Genomic DNA, 18,366 nt, shown 5'->3' with positions numbered 1-18,366 from the left:
GACAGGTTGCGCTGGTGAGGTTTTAAGCCGAACGTCGCGTAGTAATTGGGTATGGGAATTCTCTCTCGCACGTCGTACGTCATCCGGTCGAAGATAAACGCCCTCCTCAACCGTGCGGAGGACCCGACGGAGACGCTCGACTACTCCTACGAGAAGATGCGCGACGAGCTACAGCAGGTCAAACAGGGCATCGCCGACCTGACCACCCAGAAGAAGCGACTGGAGATACAGAAGCGCCGCCTCGAAGAGAACATCGAAAAGCACAACGACCAGGCCCGCGAGGCGGTCCAGCAGGACCGCGAGGACCTCGCGCGCAAGGCGCTCGAAAAGAAGCAGGCCAAGATGAGCCAAATCGAGGAGTTGGAGACGCAGATCGCCAGCCTGCAGGAGACGCAGGACCAACTCGTCAACAAGAAGGACGAACTCCAGAGCCGCATCGAGGAGTTCCGCACGAAAAAGGAGACGATGAAGGCCCGCTACGAGGCCGCCGAGGCGTCGAGCCGCGTCTCCGAGGCGATGACCGGCGTCGGCGACGAGATGGCCGACGTGGGGCGCGCGCTCGAACGCGCCGAGGAGCAGACCGACGAGATGGAGGCCCGCTCGGCCGCGATGGACGAACTCGTGGACTCCGGTGCGCTCGACGACGCGCTGTCGGACAAGGACTCCATCGAGCGCGAGCTCGAAGCCGGTCGCACGAGCGCCGAGGTCGACACCGAACTGGAGACGCTCAAAGCCGAGATGGGCAAGTCGTCCGGGTCGTCGGACGCCGAAAGCGAGAGCGCGGCCGACGCCGACGTGGACGTCGAGACCGACGTGGCCGACGAGGAGGTCGAAGCCGAACTCGAAGAGCTGAAGAACGAAGAGGAGTCGTCTTCGTCGTCGTCGTAGGCCGCCACCGTCGCCGGCCGCCACATCCTTCCGCGTCGACGCCGAACCGAGTCGCATGCGGAACGAGAGCGGTGGGTCGTCGGGTGAGCCGAGCGACACGATGAGGGAACGCGGGCGGGCGAGCCGCCTGAAACTCTACCTCTATCTGCGTGCGGACCGACGACTCGTCGCCACCATCCCGCTCGCCCTCCTGTTCGTCAGTATCGTCGGATTCGGCGTTCTCGACCCCAACCCCCTCGCCGAGTCCGTCTCCTCCAAAGACCCCGTCGAGACGCTCGGACAGGGGCTCCTCACGGCCATCGTCACGGGCGTCACGCTCGTCGTCACCATCAACCAACTCGTCCTCTCGCGCGAACTCGGGCCGCTCGGCGACCAGCGCGACCGGATGGAGGGCGCACTGGAGTTCCGAGACGACGTGGCAGAACTGCTCGACGCGCCGGTGGCCCCGCCCGAGCCGTCGGCGTTCCTCCGGGCGCTCGCCTCCGGTATCGGCAACCGCGCCAGAGCCGTCTCCGACGCCGTGGACGCGTCCACCGACGGGAACTCGGCCGAGGAGGCCGACGTGTCGAACGACGACGCACAGACGCGCGTCAGCGAGTTCGCGGACGAGGTCGCACAGAACGCCGACGGCGTCGCCGAGAGGCTCGACGGCCGGCAGTTCGGGACGTTCGAGGTGCTGTCGGCGGCGCTCGACCTCAACTACTCGTGGAAGATTTACCAGGCCCGACGCCTCATGGAGTCCGGGGGCGACGAACTCTCCGACGAGACGCAACGCGCTCTCGCCGACCTCGTCGACTCGCTGGAGCGATTCGGCCCCGCCCGCGAGCACATCAAGACGCTGTACTTCCGGTGGGAGCTCGTCGACCTCTCGCGGGCGATGTTCTACACCGCCATCCCGGCGCTCGTGGCGAGCCTCTGCGCCGTCCTCTTTCTCGACAACCCGGGGAGCGTCCCCGGTGTCTCCCTCGGCGTCGCCAACCTCCTGTGGGTCGTGGCGCTCATCACCGTCGTCTCGTTGACGCCCTTCGCGGTCCTCGGGTCGTACGTCCTCCGAATCGCCACGGTGGCCAAGCGGACGCTCTCTATCGGCCCGTTCGTCCTGCGCTCCGAGACGCGAGAAGACGACTTAGACTGGGAGTGAATCGCACGGTGGAACGCCGCGGTCGGACCGCCTTCGCGCTCGGTCGGTCGCCTCAGCGTTCGACCGCGCCGGTTCCGGGCCGGTCGAGCGCGTCGAGGTCGATGCCGCCGTTCGGCATCGGAACGCCCTCGTAGGGGTCGTCGGCGAGGAGGAGCGAGCCGTCGAGGTCGGCGTAGTCGAGGAGCGGCGCGAGGTGACAGCCCGCCGCGATGGCGGCGTTCGTCTCTATCATACAGCCGAGCATAACCTCCAGCCCGTGGGCGCGGGCGACGTGGATGGCGCGTTTCGCCTCGGTGAGGCCGCCGCACTTCATCAGCTTGAGGTTCGCGATATCGACCCGGTCGGCGATGTGCGGGACGTCGTCGGCCGTGACGCAGGACTCGTCGGCCGCGATGGGGAGCGCGCCGCGGTCGTAGACGAACTTCAGGCCCTCGCGGTCCTCGGCGGGGACCGGCTGTTCGACGAACTCGACGCCGTGGTCGGCGAGGAACTCGGTCATCTCGACGGCCTCGCGGGGGGTCCACGCCTCGTTTGCGTCGACCCGGACGGTCGCGCCGGGGGCCTCGTCGCGGACGGCCTCGATGATGGCGCGGTCGCGGTCGGTGCCGAGTTTGACCTTGAGCACGTCGTAACCGGCCTCATAGGCCTCTCTGGTTTTCTCGCGCATCGTGTCGAGGTCGTCGAGACCGACGGTGTACGACGAGGTGGGCGTCCGCGAGGGGTCGAGCCCCCAGAGGCGGTACAGCGGGACGCCGAGGCGCTTGGCCGCGAGGTCGTGCAGCGCGATGCTCACGGCGGTTCGGGCGGCCGGGTTGCGGCGGACCGTCTCGGCCAGCTCGCGCTCGATGCGGTCGATGGCGTGGGCGTCGCCGACCTCCTCGACCACGGACAGCAGGTCCGGAAGGACGGCCTCGACGGTGTCGGCGGTCTCGCCGTAGTGCGACGACGGGGCGGCCGCGCCGACGCCCGTCATGCCGCCTTCGTCCTCGACGCGGACGACGACGTTCTCGGCGTCGGTCTGGACGCCGCGGGCGATGCCGAACGGCTCGGCGAGCGACATCGAGACGCGCTCGAACTCGGTCGCGAGCATCTAGAACACCTCGTCGACGAGGTCGGCCGCGCCGAAGCGGACGGGGTCGACCGCGGGGACGCCGAGTTCGTCGGCGAAGGCGTCGACGGCCTCAGCGGCCTCCACGTCGTCGTCGACGTGGGAGGTGTTGAGCATCCCGGCGACCACGTCGGCCTCGTGGACCGGGTCGGCGAGGTTCTCGTACAGCGAGACGTACTCGGAGAGCTCGGGGAGGGCGAACTCCTCGTAGCCATGAATCGCCTCGCGGGTGGCCTCGTGACAGAGGACGAGTTTGTCCGCCATCGACCCGTGGAGGATGCCGCAGGTGACCGCGGAGTACGCCGGGTGGACGATGCTACCCTGGCCCTCGACGAACAGCACGTCGTGCTCGTCGCCCTTCTCCAGAATCATCTCCTCGACCGCGCCGGCGGTGAAGTCGCTGACGACGCGGTCTATGGGGTTGCCCCAGCCGGCGATCATGATGCCGGTCTGGCCGGTCGGGATGAAGCCCGCGTCGATGCCGCGCTCGCGGGCGGCCTCGACGAGTTCGAGCGTCGCGGTCATCTTGCCGACCGAGCAGTCGGTGCCGACGGTGAGGACGACTTCGGCGTCGACGTCGGCGGACTTCCCCTGCGCGACGCCGAGGTCGTCGCGGGGCTTGCGGACGTCGTTGATGTCGCAGCCGTGTTCGTCGGCGAGGCGGGCGAACTCCTCGTCTTCGGTGAGGAAGTAGTGGAGGCCGGAGATGAGGTCGCAGCCGCGTTCGAGGGCGGTGCGAACGTCGTCGCGCCACGTCTCGTCGAACGCGCCGCCGATGGGCGAGATGCCGACGAGGAGGGCGTCGGCGTCGGGCGCGTCGGCCATCGAGGCGACGACGGGCACGTCGGGGAGGTCGCGGCGGTGGTCGGCGGCGGAGGTGCCGGGGTTGTCGCGGTCGAGGACGGCCACCACGTCGTAGTCGGCGTACTTCAGGACGCCCGTGGCGGTCTTCGCGCGGTCGGGGAACTTCTCGTGTGCGAGGACGACGACTCGGTGTGGGTCGCTCATACAGAGTGTCACTACGTGCCGCCCTAAAAGGTGGGACGATTCGGCGGCGACTGCCGGGTCGCGCCGCCGAGTCGTCTGCGAATCTCCGGTGCGTCTCGGGAGCACATCCGCGGCGTCGCCGCCGGCTCAGAGTCGGTACAGCCGCGTCGTCCAGAACTCTCTGGAGGCCTCGGCGAGCGCCGCTTCGGGGTCGCCGCTGGCGTCGACGGTCGCGGTCAGCGCGGCCCGGTCGCGGAACTCGCCGAGGACGGTTCGCTCGCCGAGGACGACGAGGTCTGCGTCGTCGCCGGCGGCTTCCGCGCCCGCGCCGGAACCGCCGCCGAGGAACTCGTCGAGCGCCTCGCGACAGCGGTCGAGGTGGTCGTCGATTTGGCCCTCGCGGATGCGCTCGAAGCGCGCCTGCGAGAACCCGCCTTTCGAGTGGGCGGACTTCACGTCGCTCTCGAAGCCCTCGACGAATTCGAGGTCGCCGTCCTCGTAGCGACCGAGCGCGAACAGGTCGCCGCGGACGAGCGCGACGGCGGTGGTCTCGGTCGGGTGGAACCACGCCGGGTCGAGGTCGAAGCCGTCGCTCCACGTGTCGAAGCCGTCGGGCTGGCGGGGCGGCGAGAGCGCGACGCTCACCAGTCCGGCGTCGTCGGTGAGCGCGACGCAGGGCGCGGCCCGGCGGACGAGCGGGGCGCGGTCGCCGAAGGCTGACTCGGCGGCCGCGGGGAGCGAGCGGTCGTCGGAGACGGCCGCGGTGAGCGCGCCCTCCGCGTCGGTCGAAAACGAATCGAGGCGGGACAGTACCTCGCGGAGGCGGTCGCCCCGAAGGTCCTCGGTCCCGCGGAAGTCGAGGGAGTCGTCGTCGCCCGAGAGGCGTTCCACGCGGTCTTCGAGCTCGGTGATGCGGTCTTCGAGGCGATTGACCTCCTTCTCGGCCTCCTGCCGCGCGCGGGCCGCCTCCTTCCGGCGCTCGGACTCGCCCTCCAGACGCCCGGCTAACGCGTCGCGTTCGTCTTCCAACTCGGCGATGCGTTCTTTGAGTTCGGCTCGGCCCAACAACTCGTCCAGCATACACGGACGCGTGCGGGCCGACCACTTGAGCGTTCGGACGCGAGGCGGACGGCGCGGGAACCCGCTCGCCGCGACGGCGGTCGGGCCTCAGGCCAGCCTGTCGTCGGGTCGGTCGGGACCGGAGCCGTCGGGTCCGCCGGGTACGAAGTCGTCGGGGTCGTAGCCGGCGTACCGGAGCAACTCGGCGGCCCGCGGGGCGTCGGCGAGAAGCACCGGTCTGTCGTCCGGAAGCGCGTCGGCGTCCACGGCGCCTCGGGGAAGCGCGAGCGTTCCCGAGGGCACGCCGTCGTCGCCGACGACCGGGAAGTGGGCCGTGTCGAGTTTCATCACGAGCGGGTAGTCGACTCGCTCGACGCCGCGGCCGTCCGTGTAGACGCACTCGTTGAGTCGCTCGTGTTCCGTTCGGTGAATCGCCGCCTCGGTCCCGTCGTACGGCTCGACGTACAAGCGGCCGAGGAAGTAACTGCTGGAGAACCGTTCGAACATCTGTGCGTGTGAATGTCAACCATGAAACGGGATAAGCCTTGTCGGAACCATTTATATCGGCACGCAATTCCACCGCTGAGAGCCGGCGGCCGGGTGCGGCACCGGCAGCCGAGAGCGCGGCTCGGGCGGGGGAGAATCGGTCGTGAAAACGGGCGCGCGTCTCGCTCGCTTCGAGGGAGCGGTTTCGACTGGTCGCAGTGGACGGTTACGGGCGCTTTAGTCGTCGCCGCGGGTCGCCGCGGTCATCGACCAGACGGCGACGAGGCCGAGCGCGAGCGCCGGGAGCATCGGCAGGGCCAGCATGGCCGCGAGATACGGCAGCCCGGCCATCGCCGGCAGCGACGGCACGAGGTACACCGCGCCGGGGATGACGAGGAAACAGAGCGCGACGACGCCGACGAGCACCCAGCCGCGGCTCCCGAAGCCGGTCGCTTCCGGCTCCGAGCTACCGCCGCCGACCGGGACGCCGTCCGGCCGGTGGACGTAGGTGTCGGACTCGGCGGTCGCGTCGTCCCGAGCCGTGGTGTCAGAGCTCACTATCGGGGATTACGACCACCTTGCCAAAGCCCTGTCGCTCCTCGATGAGTTCGTGCGCGCGGTCGATTTCGCTCATCGGGAGCGTCTCGCGGATGCGGGGTTCGAAGGTGCCGTCCCAGACGAGGTCGAGCACCTCGTCGGCCTCGCCGGGCGTCGCCATCGTCGAGCCGATGACCGAGAGCTGGTTCCAGAAGATGTAGTTGAGGCCCGCGCCCGGGTCGGGGCCGGTGGTCGCCCCGCAGGTGACGACGCGGCCGCCCTTGACGAGGCTCTTGAGCGACTGCTTGTAGGTCGCCTCGCCGATGTGGTCGACGACCATGTCGACGCCGCGGCCGTCGGTGAGCGCGTTAATCTCCTTCGAGAAGTCGTCTTCCTCGTAGTTGATGACGTGGTCCGCGCCGCACTCTTTCGCGTACTCCAGTTTCTCGTCGGTGGAGGCGGTCGCGTACACTTCCGCGCCCGCGTAGTCGGCGATTTGGACGGCCGCGTGGCCGACGCCGCCGGACGCGCCGAGGACGAGCGCCTTCTCGCCGGGGCGGAGTTCGCCGCGGTCGACGAGCATCCGCCACGCGGTCTGGAAGACGAGCGACGCGGAGCCGGCGACCTCCCACGGCACGCCCTCGGGGACGGGCACGAGGTTCTCCTCGGGAATCGCCGCGAACTCGGCGTGGACGCCGCGGACGTGCTCGCCGATGATGTGGAAGTCCGGCGCGAGCGTCGGGTCGCCCTTCCGGGAGAACTCGTCGCCGCCGCCGGCGACGCCCGCGATGAGCGCGACGCGGTCGCCCGCCTCGAACCGGCTCACGCGCTCGCCGACCTCGGTGACGACGCCGGCCATGTCGCTGCCGGGGATGTGCGGCATCTCCAACTCGACGCCCGGAAGCCCCCGCCGCGTCCAGATGTCGAGGTGGTTGAGCGAGGCCGCCTTCACGTCGACGAGGACCTCGTCGGGACCGACTTCCGGGTCCGGGAAGTCGCCGTATTCGAGGACGTCTCGGTCGCCGTGTTCCGTGAATTGGACCGCTTTCATCTCGACCCGACCGAGGATGGGCAGGAACTAAAGTGTGGGTTTACGCCAATTGTCTTTCCTCTTGTTCGACACTCGACGTACCCCTATGGATTCAAATCCTATCGGTGCGAAGATATATGGGGCACACCGTTCCCAACACAGTGAAGTTCGGCAGTCGCGCTCGCCGATAGCTATCGGCGGCCCAACAGGCGGAGTCGACGGGCGTTCGGCTCCGTTCGAAGGAATATCAGGCACGTGAACGGAGACGAAACATCAGCACAGCTTTCGCGCCTCCTCGTGAGGCGGTCGTCGTTCGTCCGGGCGCTCGCGGAGCGACCGCGAGACAAGCGCGGGCTGGCCGACGACCTCGGCACCTCGCGTTCGACGGTCGACCGCGTCGTCCGCGAACTGCTCGACGCCGGCCTCGCCGAGCGCGCCGAGGGCCGGTATCGGCTGACCTGCGTCGGCCGGTGTGCGCTCGGCGCGTACGACGAGTGTCTCGACTCGCTCGGCGGCATCCAGTCGGCTCGGGACCTCCTTTCGATGCTCCCGAACGACGCGCCGCTCGACCCGGCGTTCCTGACGGGCGCGACGGTTCACACCTCGGCCCCGGACATCCCGGACAGCGCGATTCGGGAGCTGTTTTCGAGCGTCGAGAACGCGGAACGGGTCTACGGGATCGCCCCGGTCGCGCTCGTCGGTCAGCTTCGGCCCTTCTACGAGACCGCCACCGACGGCGGGACGGTCGTCGAGATGCTTATCGCCGACGAGCTGTTCGACCGACTCGCCGCCGCCCCGGACTCGCGCGAGGTCATCATCGAACAGCTCCGACACGAGTCGGTGACGCTCTACCGGGGCGAAGTCCCGTTCCGATTCGGCCTCTGGGCGACCGAAGCGGAGGCGGGCGTCGTCGTCTACACCGACACCGGCGTCGGCGGGGTCGCGCGCAACGACACCGAAGCCGCCGTCGAGTGGGCCACAGAGCAGTTCGAAACGCTCCGCGAACGCGCCGAACGCCTGACGCTCGACTCACTCGACGGGGCTCCGGAGGGCGAGTGAACCCCACCGGTCGCCGGCGAGTCGTCCGGCCGCCGCGAGCGCCGAGACGACGCGGGAACTTTATCGCACGCCGACGAAGCCGCGGCCGTGAGCGACCACGACCACGGTGAGCGACACGGAGCCGGAGACGACGGCCATCGACGCGACGACGGCGACGGCGGTCACCACCACGGCCACGACGACCACGACCACGGGGGCGACGACCATCACCACGACCACCACCACCACGACGTCGCCGACCTCGAAGCGGCGGTGCTGACGATTTCGTCGACCCGCGACGTCGACGACGACCCCGCGGGCGACGCGATAGCCGAACTGCTCCACGAGGCGGGCCACTCGGTGTCGGTCCGCCGGGTCGTCGACGACGACTACGACGAGATTCAGACCGCGGTCTCGCGGATGGCCGACCGCGGCGACGTCGACGTGACGGTCACGACCGGCGGGACGGGCGTCACGCCCGACGACCGCACCGTCGAGGCGACGGCGCAGCTGTTCGGAAAGACGCTTCCGGGGTTCGGCGAGCTGTTCCGGCGGCTCTCGTACGACGAGATCGGGACCAAGGTCGTCGGCACCCGCGCGACCGCGGGTATCGTCGACGGGATGCCGACGTTCTGTCTGCCGGGGAGCGAGAACGCCGCCCGACTCGGGACCGCGGAGATAATCGTCCCGGAAGCGCCGCATCTCACCGGACTGGCGCGGCGCGACGCGGAGTAGGAAAACGCCCCCAAAACCGAGGGTCGGCGGGCGAATCCGACTGCAACGTCTGCCCAGTCGCGGCCATTTAAGTTCGCGCACGCGCTCCGATGAGGTATGAGCCAGCAGTCCCCCCGCGAGGAGGACCCGGACGACGTGTTCTCCAGCGGCAAGGACCCGAGCCTCCGCAGCACGGAGGTCACTGAGGGTCCAGACAAGGCCCCGCACCGTGCGATGTTCCGCGCCATGGGCTTCGACGACGAGGACTTCTCGTCGCCGATGGTCGGCGTGCCGAACCCCGCCGCCGACATCACCCCGTGTAACGTCCACCTCGACGACGTCGCCGACGCCGCCATCGAGGGCATCGACGCCGCGGGCGGGATGCCCATCGAGTTCGGGACCGTCACCATCTCCGACGCCATCTCCATGGGGACGGAGGGCATGAAGGCCTCCCTCATCTCCCGCGAGGTCATCGCCGACTCCGTCGAACTCGTCTCCTTCGGCGAGCGCATGGACGCGCTCGTCACCGTCGCCGGCTGCGACAAGAACCTCCCCGGGATGATGATGGCCGCAATCCGAACCGACCTCCCGTCGGTGTTCCTCTACGGCGGCTCCATCATGCCCGGCCAGCACGAGGGCCGCGAGGTGACCGTCCAGAACGTCTTCGAGGGCGTCGGCACCTACGCCGAAGGCGACATGAGCGCAGACGAACTCGACGACCTCGAACGCCACGCCTGCCCCGGCGCGGGCTCCTGCGGCGGGATGTTCACCGCCAACACGATGGCCTCCATCTCCGAGGCGCTCGGGATGGCCCCCCTCGGCTCCGCCTCCGCGCCCGCCGAGTCCGACGAGCGCTACGAGAACGCCCGCCGCGCCGGCGAGGTCGTCCTCGACTGCGTCGAAAACGACCGCCGCCCCTCCGACATCCTCACGAAGAAGTCCTTCGAGAACGCCATCACCCTGCAGGTCGCCACCGGCGGCTCGACAAACGCCGTGCTCCACCTGCTCGCGCTGGCCGCCGAGGCCGGCGTCGACCTCGATATCGAGGAGTTCAACGAGATCTCCCGGCGCACGCCGAAAATCGCCAACCTCCAGCCCGGCGGCACGCGCGTCATGAACGACCTCCACGAAATCGGCGGCATCCCGGTCGTCATCCGCCGCCTCGTCGAGGCCGGCCTGTTCCACGGCGACGCGATGACCGTCACCGGTCGCACCATCGCCGAGGAGCTCGACCACCTCGACCTCCCGGACGACGACGACCTCGAAGCGGACTTCCTCTACGCGGTCGACGAGCCGTATCAGGACGAGGGCGCAATCAAGATTCTCACCGGCAACCTCGCGCCCGACGGCGCGGTCCTGAAGGTGACCGGCGACGACGCCTTCCACCACACCGGCCCCGCCCGCGTCTTCGAGAACGAGGAGGACGCGATGCGCTACGTGCAGGAGGGCCACATCGAGGAGGGCGACGTGCTCGCCATCCGCAACGAGGGCCCCCGCGGCGGCCCCGGGATGCGCGAGATGCTCGGCGTCACCGCCGCCGTCGTCGGCCAGGGCCACGAGGACGACGTGGCGCTTCTCACCGACGGTCGGTTCTCCGGCGCGACGCGCGGCCCGATGGTCGGCCACGTCGCCCCCGAGGCGGCCGAGGGCGGCCCCATCGGCCTCCTCGAAGACGGCGACGAGGTGACCGTCGACATCCCGAACCGCGAACTCTCCGTGGACCTCACAGACGAGGAACTCGAAGCGCGGAAAGAGGACTGGGAACCCAAGCCGCCGGCGTACACCTCCGGCGTGCTGGCGAAGTACGCCCGCGACTTCGGCTCCGCCGCGAACGGCGCGGTGACGAACCCGGCGCTCACGCGCGACGAATAAGGGGCCTTCCCTTCGCCCGGGGTCCACCGCTCGTTCGATGTGACAACACTCATTACCGCCCGTGATGCAATCGGGTTCACATGAATCGCGTCCCCGAGTTACCTCTCCGCGGGGCGTCCGTGACGTCGCCCCGCCCCGCGAAGCGGCACCGCCCCAGCGCACGCGTCCACACCCGTACCGACGACGGTCGAACCGTCGCCGACGACCACACGCGAGTTCACCCGTAGATGGACGCGCCCACTCGACGGTCGTTCGTCGCGGCCCTCGTCGCCGGCAGTTCGGGGTGCGTCGGCCGGGGCGACCCACTGGGGACCGAAGTATCGAGAGCCCAGCGTGACGGCGCTCGGTTCGACGTCGAAGCGACGCGGCGCTCGTTCGACCTGCGCCGAACGTCGTTCGAACACCGCCCGCAGTTCATCCTCGGTCGCCGCGAAGCGCCGCGCTGTCTCTACGACCCCGGCGACGTCTCGGGAATCGAGGAGGTACAGACCGCGACCATCGACGGCGAGACCGGACAGATGCCGATTCGCACCTTCCGCGCGATGATGCGGCTGACACACTGCTACCGTGAACGCGGGGCCGACCCGTTTCTGTCGAAGGCGATGTCCATCGGCGAGGCCGCGTTGGACAACGCGACGCGGGTCGAGGGCGTGCCGTACTTCCCGTACACGATGCCGAAAGGCGGGTCGAGCGCCGAGATGGAGCCGCCGTGGTACTCGGGGATGGCGCAGGGGACGGCGCTCTCGGCGTACGTCCGCCTGTACGAACACACCGGCGACGTCCGGCACAAGTGGATTGCGGACGCCGTCGCCGAGAGCTTCGGGCGCATCCCCCGAGCGACCGACGGTCCGTGGACCGTGATGGTCGACGACGGCTACTACTGGATCGAGGAGTACCCCGCAGACCCGCCGACGCACGTCCTCAACGGCTTTCTCGTCGGACTGTGGGGCCTCTACGAATACTGGCTCGTCTTCGACGAACCGGACTGGGTCGAGCGGCTCCTGAACGCCGCGATAACGACGGTGTACGACCACCTCAGCGAGTACCGAGTGCCCGGCGAAGTCAGTTGGTACGGCCTCGACAAGGAGGCGGGCTACCGCGGCAACGAGACCTATCACGCGGTCCACACCCACCAGATAGGCGTGCTCTATCATCTCACCGGAGACGACTACTTCCGAACGATGGAGCGCCGGTTCGAGTCGGACTCCGCCGAATCGAACGGGTACGAAACGCCGCCGAGCGAGTGGAAACACGCCGGCGGAGAGCGCGCGGATTAGAGCGCTTAGACCACGCGGTTCCGCAGGTCGCCGTCGCCGGCGTCCAGTCTGTCGAGGTTCTCGGCGATGATGTCGGCCATGCGCTCCCAGTACTTCGGGGTGTGACCGGCGTTGTGGGGCGTGATGAGGACGTTCTCGAAGTCCCACAGCGGGTGGTCCGACGGGAGCGGTTCGGGGTCGGTCACGTCGAGGGCCGCCCCGCGGATGCCGTTGCTCCGGAGTTGGGAGACGAGCGCGTCGGTGTCGACGACCGGGCCGCGGCCGACGTTGACGAGCACGGTATCGGGTGCCATCGACGCGAACGCGTCGGCGTCGACGAGGCCGCGGGTGGCGTCCGTCAGCGGACACGCGATGACGACGTAGTCGGCGCGGGCGAAGGCGTCGTGGAGGCCCTGTTCGTCGTCGAGGCCGACGACCTCGTCGGTCGGGCCGCCCTTTGCCGGCGAGTAGCGCACGCCGACGGTCTCGACGCCGAACGGGTCGAGTCGGTCCACGATTGCCTCGCCGAGCGCGCCGAGGCCGACGACGGCGACCGTCGAGCCCTGCAGTTCGACCGTCTGGTACGACTGCCAGACGGCGGCGTCTTGCTGGCGTTCCGCGACGTGGAAGCGGCGGGCGAAGTAGAGGAGGCTCCCGAGGACCTGCTCGGCGATGTTCGGGCCGTGGACGCCCGAGGCGTTGGTGACGGCCACGTCGCGCGCCTCGAACGCCTCGGTGGGGAGGTGGCCCGTGCCGGCGAACACGCAGGCGAACAGGTCGAGGTTCTCGGCGGCGTCGAGGTCCGCTTCGTCCACGTCGAAGCCGGTCGCGACGCGGGCGCGGGAGAGGAGGTCTCGCTCCGCTTCGGGCGTCGTCGCGAGGGCGACCTCGCGGTCGGGGAGGCGCTCGCGGAGCGTTTCGGCGTACGCCTCGGCAGACAGGCCGTGAATCTTCTGCCGAAGCACCGCGATGTCTGGGTCGGACATGCCCGATGATTCTCGAAGGCGGTGATGAATCTGTCCGATTCGGGCGGGGGAGGACCGCTCACTCGATGGGGTCGCGCCGGCGCGGGCGACGTTTCGAAATCGTCCGGGTGACCGCGACCGCGTCGACCGTCGGGTCGATGACGAACCGGGAGCCGTCTTCGCCGAGTTTCCACGCTACGGGTGCGTACCCCTGTGGGGCGGGGCCGCCGTCGACGAAGACCAGGTCGCCCGTCTCGTCGCGGAACACGACGGGCTCTCTCGGTTCGTCCAACTCGTCTGCGGTCATTGACTCGGAGCTACCGCGGTCTCCGCTATAAACCCCCGTCTCTGGTTATCAACTACTGTATTCAGTTGGTGTTATCGAGGAAAATAGAGCGCCGTAATCGGTCTCTAACGAAAAGAAAATTATCGAATCTCGAAATTGAGCGAGGAGTCCCGCATCAGTTCATCCGCGGGAACGTCGGCTCCGTGGAGGATGCGAACGGCGGCGCGTCGATGTCACAGTCGCGTCACCCGCTGGAAAACGCACCGAGCGGAGTTGAGACGCGCGGCCTCGAAACCGTCGGACGCCGCGGCGCTTCAGGGGGTTTAATAGCCGAGCGAAGTGCTGTAGCGGTATGGAACGCGTAGATGTCGCCATCATCGGCGGCGGTCCGGCCGGCACGTCGGCGGCACACGCCGCGGCCTCGGCCGGGGCCTCCGCCCTGGTCCTCGAAAAGGGCGTCCCCCGAGCAGACAGACCGGGTCTCGGCCCCGATTCGACGGACGCGGCCGGTATCCTCGACTACTGGGTGGACATCATGGGCATCCACCCCGACGAGTTCCCCGACGACGTCGTGCTCGACATCCTCGACCGCGCGGAGTTCATCGGGCCGAACGAATCGCTGACGCTTCGGAGCACCGGCATCGACTCCTCGTACGACGAGTTCGGCTACACCTTCCACCGCGCGAAGTTCGACGACTGGCTCCGCGGCCGCGCCGAAGACGCCGGCGCGGAGTACCGCGTGAAAGCCTCCGTCCGCGACGTGGAGACCGACCTCGACGCCGCCGGGGACGACCCCCGGCACGTCGTCCGCCTCGCCAACGGCGAGGACGTGGGCGCTGACTTCGTCGTGCTCGCCGACGGCCCCCAACGGACGGTCACGAACAAGGTGCTCGACGACCTGCTTCCGTTCCCCGTCACGGACCGCCTGTCGTCCACCGAGGCGAACCACATCGCCTACCAGGAACACCGCGAATTCCCGCCGGAACTGTTCGACGAGGTCGACGGCGCGATCAAGTTCTGGTGGGGCTACATGCCCGGCCACACGGCGTACCCGTGGGTGTTCCCGAACGACAACAACGTCTGCCGGGTCGGCCTCACGATGCCCATCGGCCTCGACATCGACGAGGTCGACGACCGCGATGCGTACAAGCTCCTCCGCGAGGGCGACGAGCGCATCCCGCAGGGCCGCGAGTACGTCCGCCGCCTCCTCGAACAGGAGTACGGCGACGAGTACGACGTCGACGAGGACTTCCCGCTCGTCGAGGACCGCGGGAAGACGAAGGGAACGGAGACGTACGCCATCTCCTCGACGCGCCCCATCGACTCGCCCGCGTCGGCCGGCATCGCCGTCACCGGCGGCGCGATGGGCGCGACCTCGGCCTTCCACGAGGGCGGCGACCACGTCGCCGTCCGGACGGGAGCCATCGCCGGCGAACTCGCCGCCGAGGGCGACCTGAGCGACTACAACGACCGCTGGAAGGACGCCATCGGCGACGAGATTCTCCGCAACGTCGCCATGGCCGAAATCGTCCACGACTACGGCCCCGGCCAGTGGGACAAGACGTTCAAGGCGGCCCGGAAGCTCCTCGAAAAGGACGAGGGCTACAAGGCGTTCGGCGCCTCGAAGCTCAGCGCCGGGTTCAGCGCCGCCAAACTCGCCACGCAGTACCAGCGGACGAAAGTGAAGTACCGCAAGGGCAAGTACGTCCAACTGCGCGAAGACGAGTACGCGCTGTAGCCGACGGAAGACTTATCAGTTCCTCCGAATCTCTGTCAGTCGATGGCCGGTCGACCCTCTCGCCGTCAACTGCTCCGGCGCGGAGCCGCGGCCGTCGGCGTCGGGCTGACCGGCGGGGTCGCGGGCTGTTCGTCGCTTCGAGGCTGTTCGTCGGCCGAAATCATGCTCCGGGCGGAACTGGTCGGGTCGGCCCCCGACGGGGCGACCGTCGTCGACGTGGACGACCCGCGAGTCGCAAACAGCCCGTGGGTGCTGAAGGTGGTCGAAGCGGCCGCCGAGGGCCACCCGCGCGAGTCGAGCATCTCGGACTGCCTGAGCGACTACGACGCCCTCCGCGAGGACCTCGACGCGCTCCCGTCGGTCGACAAGTCGGAAGACCGCCGCTACTACGTCCGCGTCGACGGGCAGGTCGTCCGACTTCGAGCCGTCTTCTTCGCCGGCGACGACGCCCGCCGGTCGGAACTCGTTTTACCCCCGGCGCGCTAAGGTCGGGTGCGTACCTCAAGTCCCCGGCCGAGTGTTCCCGCTTCGGGAGCGATGACAGCACGGCGAACCCGGGTGCGCAACAGCTACTGGCCGGCTGACGCCGGCGTACTTCGGAACGTCCGCGCCCGAAAGACGGACCGCCCGGCACGAGGGTTTCCCGGTCGACGCGGCACGCCGCCTCGGGATGAGACCGGCCGTTAGTGTTCTGGGCGACAACTCAGACTTCTCTGAGATACGTCTCCACTACTTCGACTACGCTGTCGACGAATGCATTCGTCACGCATCCTTGCCACGCGACGAAGTCCTCGCTTCGTGGTGAATGAACCGCCCACGGAGAGACAAACGACTGCCGAGGAACGCCACCGACTTCCCAGATGTCCTCTGTGAGTGGAATCGAATCGTCGTACTCTTTCGTCGAGATGGCAACAGAAATGTACTGTTCGCCGTCGAACGGGTGGGAGTCGTTGCTCACGATGAGCCATGGTCGCTGCCGGTCGTCACCCAGTTTGAACGGATCTGAACTTCGAACCACGTCGGCACGCTCCGGTTGCATCTACGTCTCGTCCTCGCCCGCGTTCCGCTCACTCGGATGCGGTGTGTCCGGTGCAGCCGTATCCCACTCGTTCGCATCGATGCCACCGTCGTCACCGTCGAGTCGCTCACTAACGATGTGTAGGTCGTATGCAGACTCGACTCTATCTCTGTCGTTCGTTATCGCCCAGTACTCCCCCTTGTGCCGAACCAGCTCACGCCGCTTCAATCGTGAAAGGGCGGTCCCGACAGTATTCGGACTCTCTCCAATCGCACTCGCAATCTCCGAGCGAGTGAACGCTTGGTCACGGTGGGTGTGTAGATAGACGACCACCTGTTCCGGAACGCTCGGTCCTTGTGGGAGATCCCCGGACTCGAACTCGTCGATACTTACCGGCATACTGTGAGGTTAGTGTGCTGATGTAATCAGTGTACTGCTGTACTTAGTGAAGTCTCTACTAGTAGTTTGTCGATTCATAGTGTTCTGGGCGACACACACTCTCGGCGAGAGGCTTCTTCGGGGGTCGTATCTCTCTCACTCGCGAGCGTGGCGACTCCGAACTCCCGAGAGCGACCGCTATCGGTCCCCGGGCGTTCCGGGACGCCGCTCGCCGAGGGCCGCGAGTGTCGCCCGGCGGTACCGGGCGGCCAGCGCCGTCACCACGAGTCTGTCGCGGTCGTTGACGCCGAGTGCGACGAGCGCGCCCACGTACGTCACCGCACCCAGCGTCGCACCGGCGACGACGACGAGGACGCCGCCCCCGGCCAGCGTCTCGCGGACGAGGAGCATGACGCCGGCCGCGGCGACGCCCGCGCCGAGGGGTTTGAGAAACGTCGCGTCGAAGGGCCACAGCCCCTCGAAGCGCCGCAGGAGGACGACCTGAACCGAGTTCTGGACGGCGATGGCGACGGCCGTCCCGAGCGCCGCGCCGGCGAGGCCGAACGCCCGGACGAACGCGAACGTGAGGAGCGTGTTCAGGATGGCCAAGAGCCAGTCGAGCGCCATCCGGGCGTACTGGTGGTCGGTCATCATGAGCAGCCACCCCGTCGCGCCGACGGCGCTGCCGACCAAGACGCCGCCGAGGTAGACCACGAGCGGGACGTACCCCGCCGCGAAGTTCGGGCCGAACGCGGAGAGAATCGACCGCCCGTACACCGCGAGCACGGCGAGAATCGGAACGACGCAGGTGACGATAAGCCGCGTCACGGCCGTGTACACCGCGTTGAGCGTCTCCATCTCGTCGTCGGCGTAGAGCCCCGACGCGACCGGCGGCAGGAGCATATTGAACGAGAGGAGCGGAATCCACGCCAGCGTCACCAACACGAGCACGACGTTGTAGACGCCCGCCGCCTTCGCGGTCAGGAGAAACCCCACGAGCATCACGTCCACGCGGTTCTGAAACACCTTGCCGAGGCTGCTCAGCGCGATGGGGGCCGAGTGGTTGTAGAACCGACGGACCTCGGAACGGAGGCCGCCGACGGAGGGGCGGATACCGCTCGCCGAGACGACCAACGGCGCGCCCAGCACCACGAGTCCGGCCATGCCGGCGACGAACGCGGCGGCGACGCCGACCAGCGAGTACCCGAGCGCCATCGCGCCGACGGCACCCACTAGCTTGACCGCCGGCCGGAGGACGCGATTGAAAAGCGCCTCGCCGCGGGCCGACTGCACCGCCCTGAGGACGCCGGCGTGAATCCGCACCAGTCCGACGAGGACGACGAGCGCCGCGAACAGGTGTATCGTCGGCGGGAACTCGGGGTGCGACACCGTCGCGTCGTTGAGCCGGTCGCTCGTGAGCACCAATCCCCCTGCGAGTCCGAGGCCGACGGCGAGCGTCGTCAGATACGCCAGCCCCACGACCCGGCCCTGCCGGGCGGGATCGTCGTCGTACGCCGAGAGGTACCGCTGGAGCGTCCCGACCGACCCGAAGTTGACGAGGCGGAACAGCAACTGGGTGATTCGCCACGCGAACGCGTAGACGCCGTAGACGACGGGACCGAACCCCCGTGCGAGGACGTACTCGGTCGCCGTCGTCAGCGCCCGCTGGAGCGACTGCCCGCCGGAGGCGACGACCGCGCCGTGACCGATGGTCAACAGCGCCTCGCGTTCGTCGTCGGGGATGTCGCTGTCGAGAGTGTCGCTGTCGGGTCTGGGTGCGGGTGTGCGGTCGTCGGGACCGTCGCCGTCGGGTGTATCGGAGGACACGGTCGCGTCTCTGTCGCTTGTCGGGGTCGAAAATAAGT

General features: G+C 68.4%; 19 protein-coding genes. 8 read left to right on the top strand and 11 right to left on the bottom strand.

Annotation, left to right across the window (positions count from 1 at the left end; all coding sequences use genetic code 11):
- Positions 1–51: 51 nt before the first annotated feature.
- Together FY251_RS09410 and FY251_RS09405 are read left to right on the top strand one after the other, a co-directional pair.
- Entirely contained in the window at positions 52–888 is an 837-nt protein-coding gene (locus FY251_RS09410; RefSeq protein WP_148414470.1) for a PspA/IM30 family protein, read from the top strand.
- 55 nt (positions 889–943) lie between these two features.
- A complete protein-coding gene (locus tag FY251_RS09405; RefSeq protein WP_148414469.1) occupies positions 944–2,029 on the top strand; it encodes a hypothetical protein in 1,086 nt (361 codons plus the stop codon).
- 52 nt (positions 2,030–2,081) lie between these two features.
- Here FY251_RS09405 and FY251_RS09400 read toward each other — a convergent pair whose 3' ends face one another.
- The 6 genes from FY251_RS09400 to FY251_RS09375 all read right to left on the bottom strand — a co-directional run bounded on the left by FY251_RS09400 (position 2,082) and on the right by FY251_RS09375 (position 7,257).
- Positions 2,082–3,119, bottom strand: a complete 1,038-nt coding sequence (locus FY251_RS09400) for a dipeptide epimerase (RefSeq protein WP_148414468.1) — start codon at positions 3,117–3,119, stop codon at positions 2,082–2,084.
- Positions 3,120–4,145: a DUF1611 domain-containing protein gene (locus FY251_RS09395; RefSeq protein ID WP_148414467.1), complete on the bottom strand. Its 1,026-nt coding sequence runs from the start codon at positions 4,143–4,145 to the stop codon at positions 3,120–3,122.
- Between the two features lie 126 nt (positions 4,146–4,271).
- Positions 4,272–5,204 carry a Vms1/Ankzf1 family peptidyl-tRNA hydrolase gene (locus FY251_RS09390; protein WP_148414466.1) on the bottom strand — a complete coding sequence of 311 codons (933 nt, stop codon included), beginning with the start codon at positions 5,202–5,204 and terminating at the stop codon, positions 4,272–4,274.
- A gap of 87 nt (positions 5,205–5,291) precedes the next feature.
- A complete protein-coding gene (locus FY251_RS09385) occupies positions 5,292–5,690 on the bottom strand; it encodes a DUF5802 family protein (protein ID WP_148414465.1) in 399 nt (132 codons plus the stop codon).
- Positions 5,691–5,906: 216 nt separating this feature from the next.
- Positions 5,907–6,227 carry a hypothetical protein gene (locus FY251_RS09380; protein ID WP_148414464.1) on the bottom strand — a complete coding sequence of 107 codons (321 nt, stop codon included), beginning with the start codon at positions 6,225–6,227 and terminating at the stop codon, positions 5,907–5,909.
- Positions 6,217–7,257: a zinc-binding dehydrogenase gene (locus FY251_RS09375; protein ID WP_148414463.1), complete on the bottom strand. Its 1,041-nt coding sequence runs from the start codon at positions 7,255–7,257 to the stop codon at positions 6,217–6,219. Before FY251_RS09375 ends, FY251_RS09380 begins: the two co-directional genes overlap by 11 nt.
- A gap of 234 nt (positions 7,258–7,491) precedes the next feature.
- On the opposite strand from FY251_RS09375, the gene FY251_RS09370 reads away from it, so the two are divergent.
- The 4 genes from FY251_RS09370 to FY251_RS09355 all read left to right on the top strand — a co-directional run bounded on the left by FY251_RS09370 (position 7,492) and on the right by FY251_RS09355 (position 12,137).
- Positions 7,492–8,295, top strand: a complete 804-nt coding sequence (locus tag FY251_RS09370) for a winged helix-turn-helix domain-containing protein (protein ID WP_148414462.1) — start codon at positions 7,492–7,494, stop codon at positions 8,293–8,295.
- A gap of 87 nt (positions 8,296–8,382) precedes the next feature.
- Complete coding sequence (locus tag FY251_RS09365; RefSeq protein ID WP_148414461.1) at positions 8,383–9,009, top strand: molybdenum cofactor biosynthesis protein B; 627 nt, start codon at positions 8,383–8,385, stop codon at positions 9,007–9,009.
- A gap of 96 nt (positions 9,010–9,105) precedes the next feature.
- Positions 9,106–10,860, top strand: a complete 1,755-nt coding sequence (gene ilvD, locus FY251_RS09360) for a dihydroxy-acid dehydratase (RefSeq protein ID WP_148414460.1) — start codon at positions 9,106–9,108, stop codon at positions 10,858–10,860.
- A 227-nt stretch (positions 10,861–11,087) separates the two neighbouring features.
- On the top strand, positions 11,088–12,137 hold the full coding sequence (locus FY251_RS09355; RefSeq protein WP_148414459.1) for a D-glucuronyl C5-epimerase family protein: 1,050 nt from the start codon (positions 11,088–11,090) through the stop codon (positions 12,135–12,137).
- A gap of 5 nt (positions 12,138–12,142) precedes the next feature.
- Here the strand turns inward: FY251_RS09355 and FY251_RS09350 are convergent, their stop codons facing one another.
- Both FY251_RS09350 and FY251_RS09345 read right to left on the bottom strand, forming a co-directional pair.
- Positions 12,143–13,102, bottom strand: coding sequence for a D-2-hydroxyacid dehydrogenase (locus tag FY251_RS09350; protein ID WP_148414458.1), 960 nt, complete (start codon positions 13,100–13,102; stop codon positions 12,143–12,145).
- A 58-nt stretch (positions 13,103–13,160) separates the two neighbouring features.
- The gene (locus tag FY251_RS09345; protein ID WP_148414457.1) at positions 13,161–13,388 is read right to left on the bottom strand and encodes a hypothetical protein; all 228 of its coding nucleotides are present in this window, start codon (positions 13,386–13,388) and stop codon (positions 13,161–13,163) included.
- Positions 13,389–13,719: 331 nt separating this feature from the next.
- Between FY251_RS09345 and FY251_RS09340 the strand changes: the two genes are divergently transcribed.
- Positions 13,720–15,105: an NAD(P)/FAD-dependent oxidoreductase gene (locus FY251_RS09340; RefSeq protein WP_148414456.1), complete on the top strand. Its 1,386-nt coding sequence runs from the start codon at positions 13,720–13,722 to the stop codon at positions 15,103–15,105.
- A gap of 42 nt (positions 15,106–15,147) precedes the next feature.
- Positions 15,148–15,591: a Tat pathway signal protein gene (locus FY251_RS09335; RefSeq protein WP_089777372.1), complete on the top strand. Its 444-nt coding sequence runs from the start codon at positions 15,148–15,150 to the stop codon at positions 15,589–15,591.
- 217 nt (positions 15,592–15,808) lie between these two features.
- Here FY251_RS09335 and FY251_RS09330 read toward each other — a convergent pair whose 3' ends face one another.
- From FY251_RS09330 to FY251_RS09320, 3 genes are all read right to left on the bottom strand, one after another.
- Positions 15,809–16,144 carry a hypothetical protein gene (locus tag FY251_RS09330; protein ID WP_148414455.1) on the bottom strand — a complete coding sequence of 112 codons (336 nt, stop codon included), beginning with the start codon at positions 16,142–16,144 and terminating at the stop codon, positions 15,809–15,811.
- Positions 16,145–16,522 carry a winged helix-turn-helix domain-containing protein gene (locus FY251_RS09325; protein WP_148414454.1) on the bottom strand — a complete coding sequence of 126 codons (378 nt, stop codon included), beginning with the start codon at positions 16,520–16,522 and terminating at the stop codon, positions 16,145–16,147.
- Positions 16,523–16,699: 177 nt separating this feature from the next.
- Positions 16,700–18,328: a lipopolysaccharide biosynthesis protein gene (locus FY251_RS09320; RefSeq protein ID WP_148414453.1), complete on the bottom strand. Its 1,629-nt coding sequence runs from the start codon at positions 18,326–18,328 to the stop codon at positions 16,700–16,702.
- Between the last annotated feature and the right edge of the window lie 38 nt (positions 18,329–18,366).

Source organism: Haloferax sp. KTX1 (assembly GCF_902410085.1).
GTDB lineage: Archaea > Halobacteriota > Halobacteria > Halobacteriales > Haloferacaceae > Haloferax > Haloferax massiliensis.
The sequence above is the reverse complement of the archived record's forward strand: the minus strand, read 5'-3'. Positions and strand labels throughout refer to the sequence as shown.

Coding starts and splice junctions, on each gene's coding strand:
- FY251_RS09410 (WP_148414470.1), top strand. CDS start 52: ATGGGAATTCTCTCTCGCACGTCGTACGTCATCCGGTCGAAGATAAAC.
- FY251_RS09405 (WP_148414469.1), top strand. CDS start 944: ATGCGGAACGAGAGCGGTGGGTCGTCGGGTGAGCCGAGCGACACGATG.
- FY251_RS09400 (WP_148414468.1), bottom strand. CDS start 3,119: ATGCTCGCGACCGAGTTCGAGCGCGTCTCGATGTCGCTCGCCGAGCCG.
- FY251_RS09395 (WP_148414467.1), bottom strand. CDS start 4,145: ATGAGCGACCCACACCGAGTCGTCGTCCTCGCACACGAGAAGTTCCCC.
- FY251_RS09390 (WP_148414466.1), bottom strand. CDS start 5,204: ATGCTGGACGAGTTGTTGGGCCGAGCCGAACTCAAAGAACGCATCGCC.
- FY251_RS09385 (WP_148414465.1), bottom strand. CDS start 5,690: ATGTTCGAACGGTTCTCCAGCAGTTACTTCCTCGGCCGCTTGTACGTC.
- FY251_RS09375 (WP_148414463.1), bottom strand. CDS start 7,257: ATGAAAGCGGTCCAATTCACGGAACACGGCGACCGAGACGTCCTCGAA.
- ilvD (WP_148414460.1), top strand. CDS start 9,106: ATGAGCCAGCAGTCCCCCCGCGAGGAGGACCCGGACGACGTGTTCTCC.
- FY251_RS09355 (WP_148414459.1), top strand. CDS start 11,088: ATGGACGCGCCCACTCGACGGTCGTTCGTCGCGGCCCTCGTCGCCGGC.
- FY251_RS09350 (WP_148414458.1), bottom strand. CDS start 13,102: ATGTCCGACCCAGACATCGCGGTGCTTCGGCAGAAGATTCACGGCCTG.
- FY251_RS09345 (WP_148414457.1), bottom strand. CDS start 13,388: ATGACCGCAGACGAGTTGGACGAACCGAGAGAGCCCGTCGTGTTCCGC.
- FY251_RS09340 (WP_148414456.1), top strand. CDS start 13,720: ATGGAACGCGTAGATGTCGCCATCATCGGCGGCGGTCCGGCCGGCACG.
- FY251_RS09335 (WP_089777372.1), top strand. CDS start 15,148: ATGGCCGGTCGACCCTCTCGCCGTCAACTGCTCCGGCGCGGAGCCGCG.
- FY251_RS09330 (WP_148414455.1), bottom strand. CDS start 16,144: ATGCAACCGGAGCGTGCCGACGTGGTTCGAAGTTCAGATCCGTTCAAA.
- FY251_RS09325 (WP_148414454.1), bottom strand. CDS start 16,522: ATGCCGGTAAGTATCGACGAGTTCGAGTCCGGGGATCTCCCACAAGGA.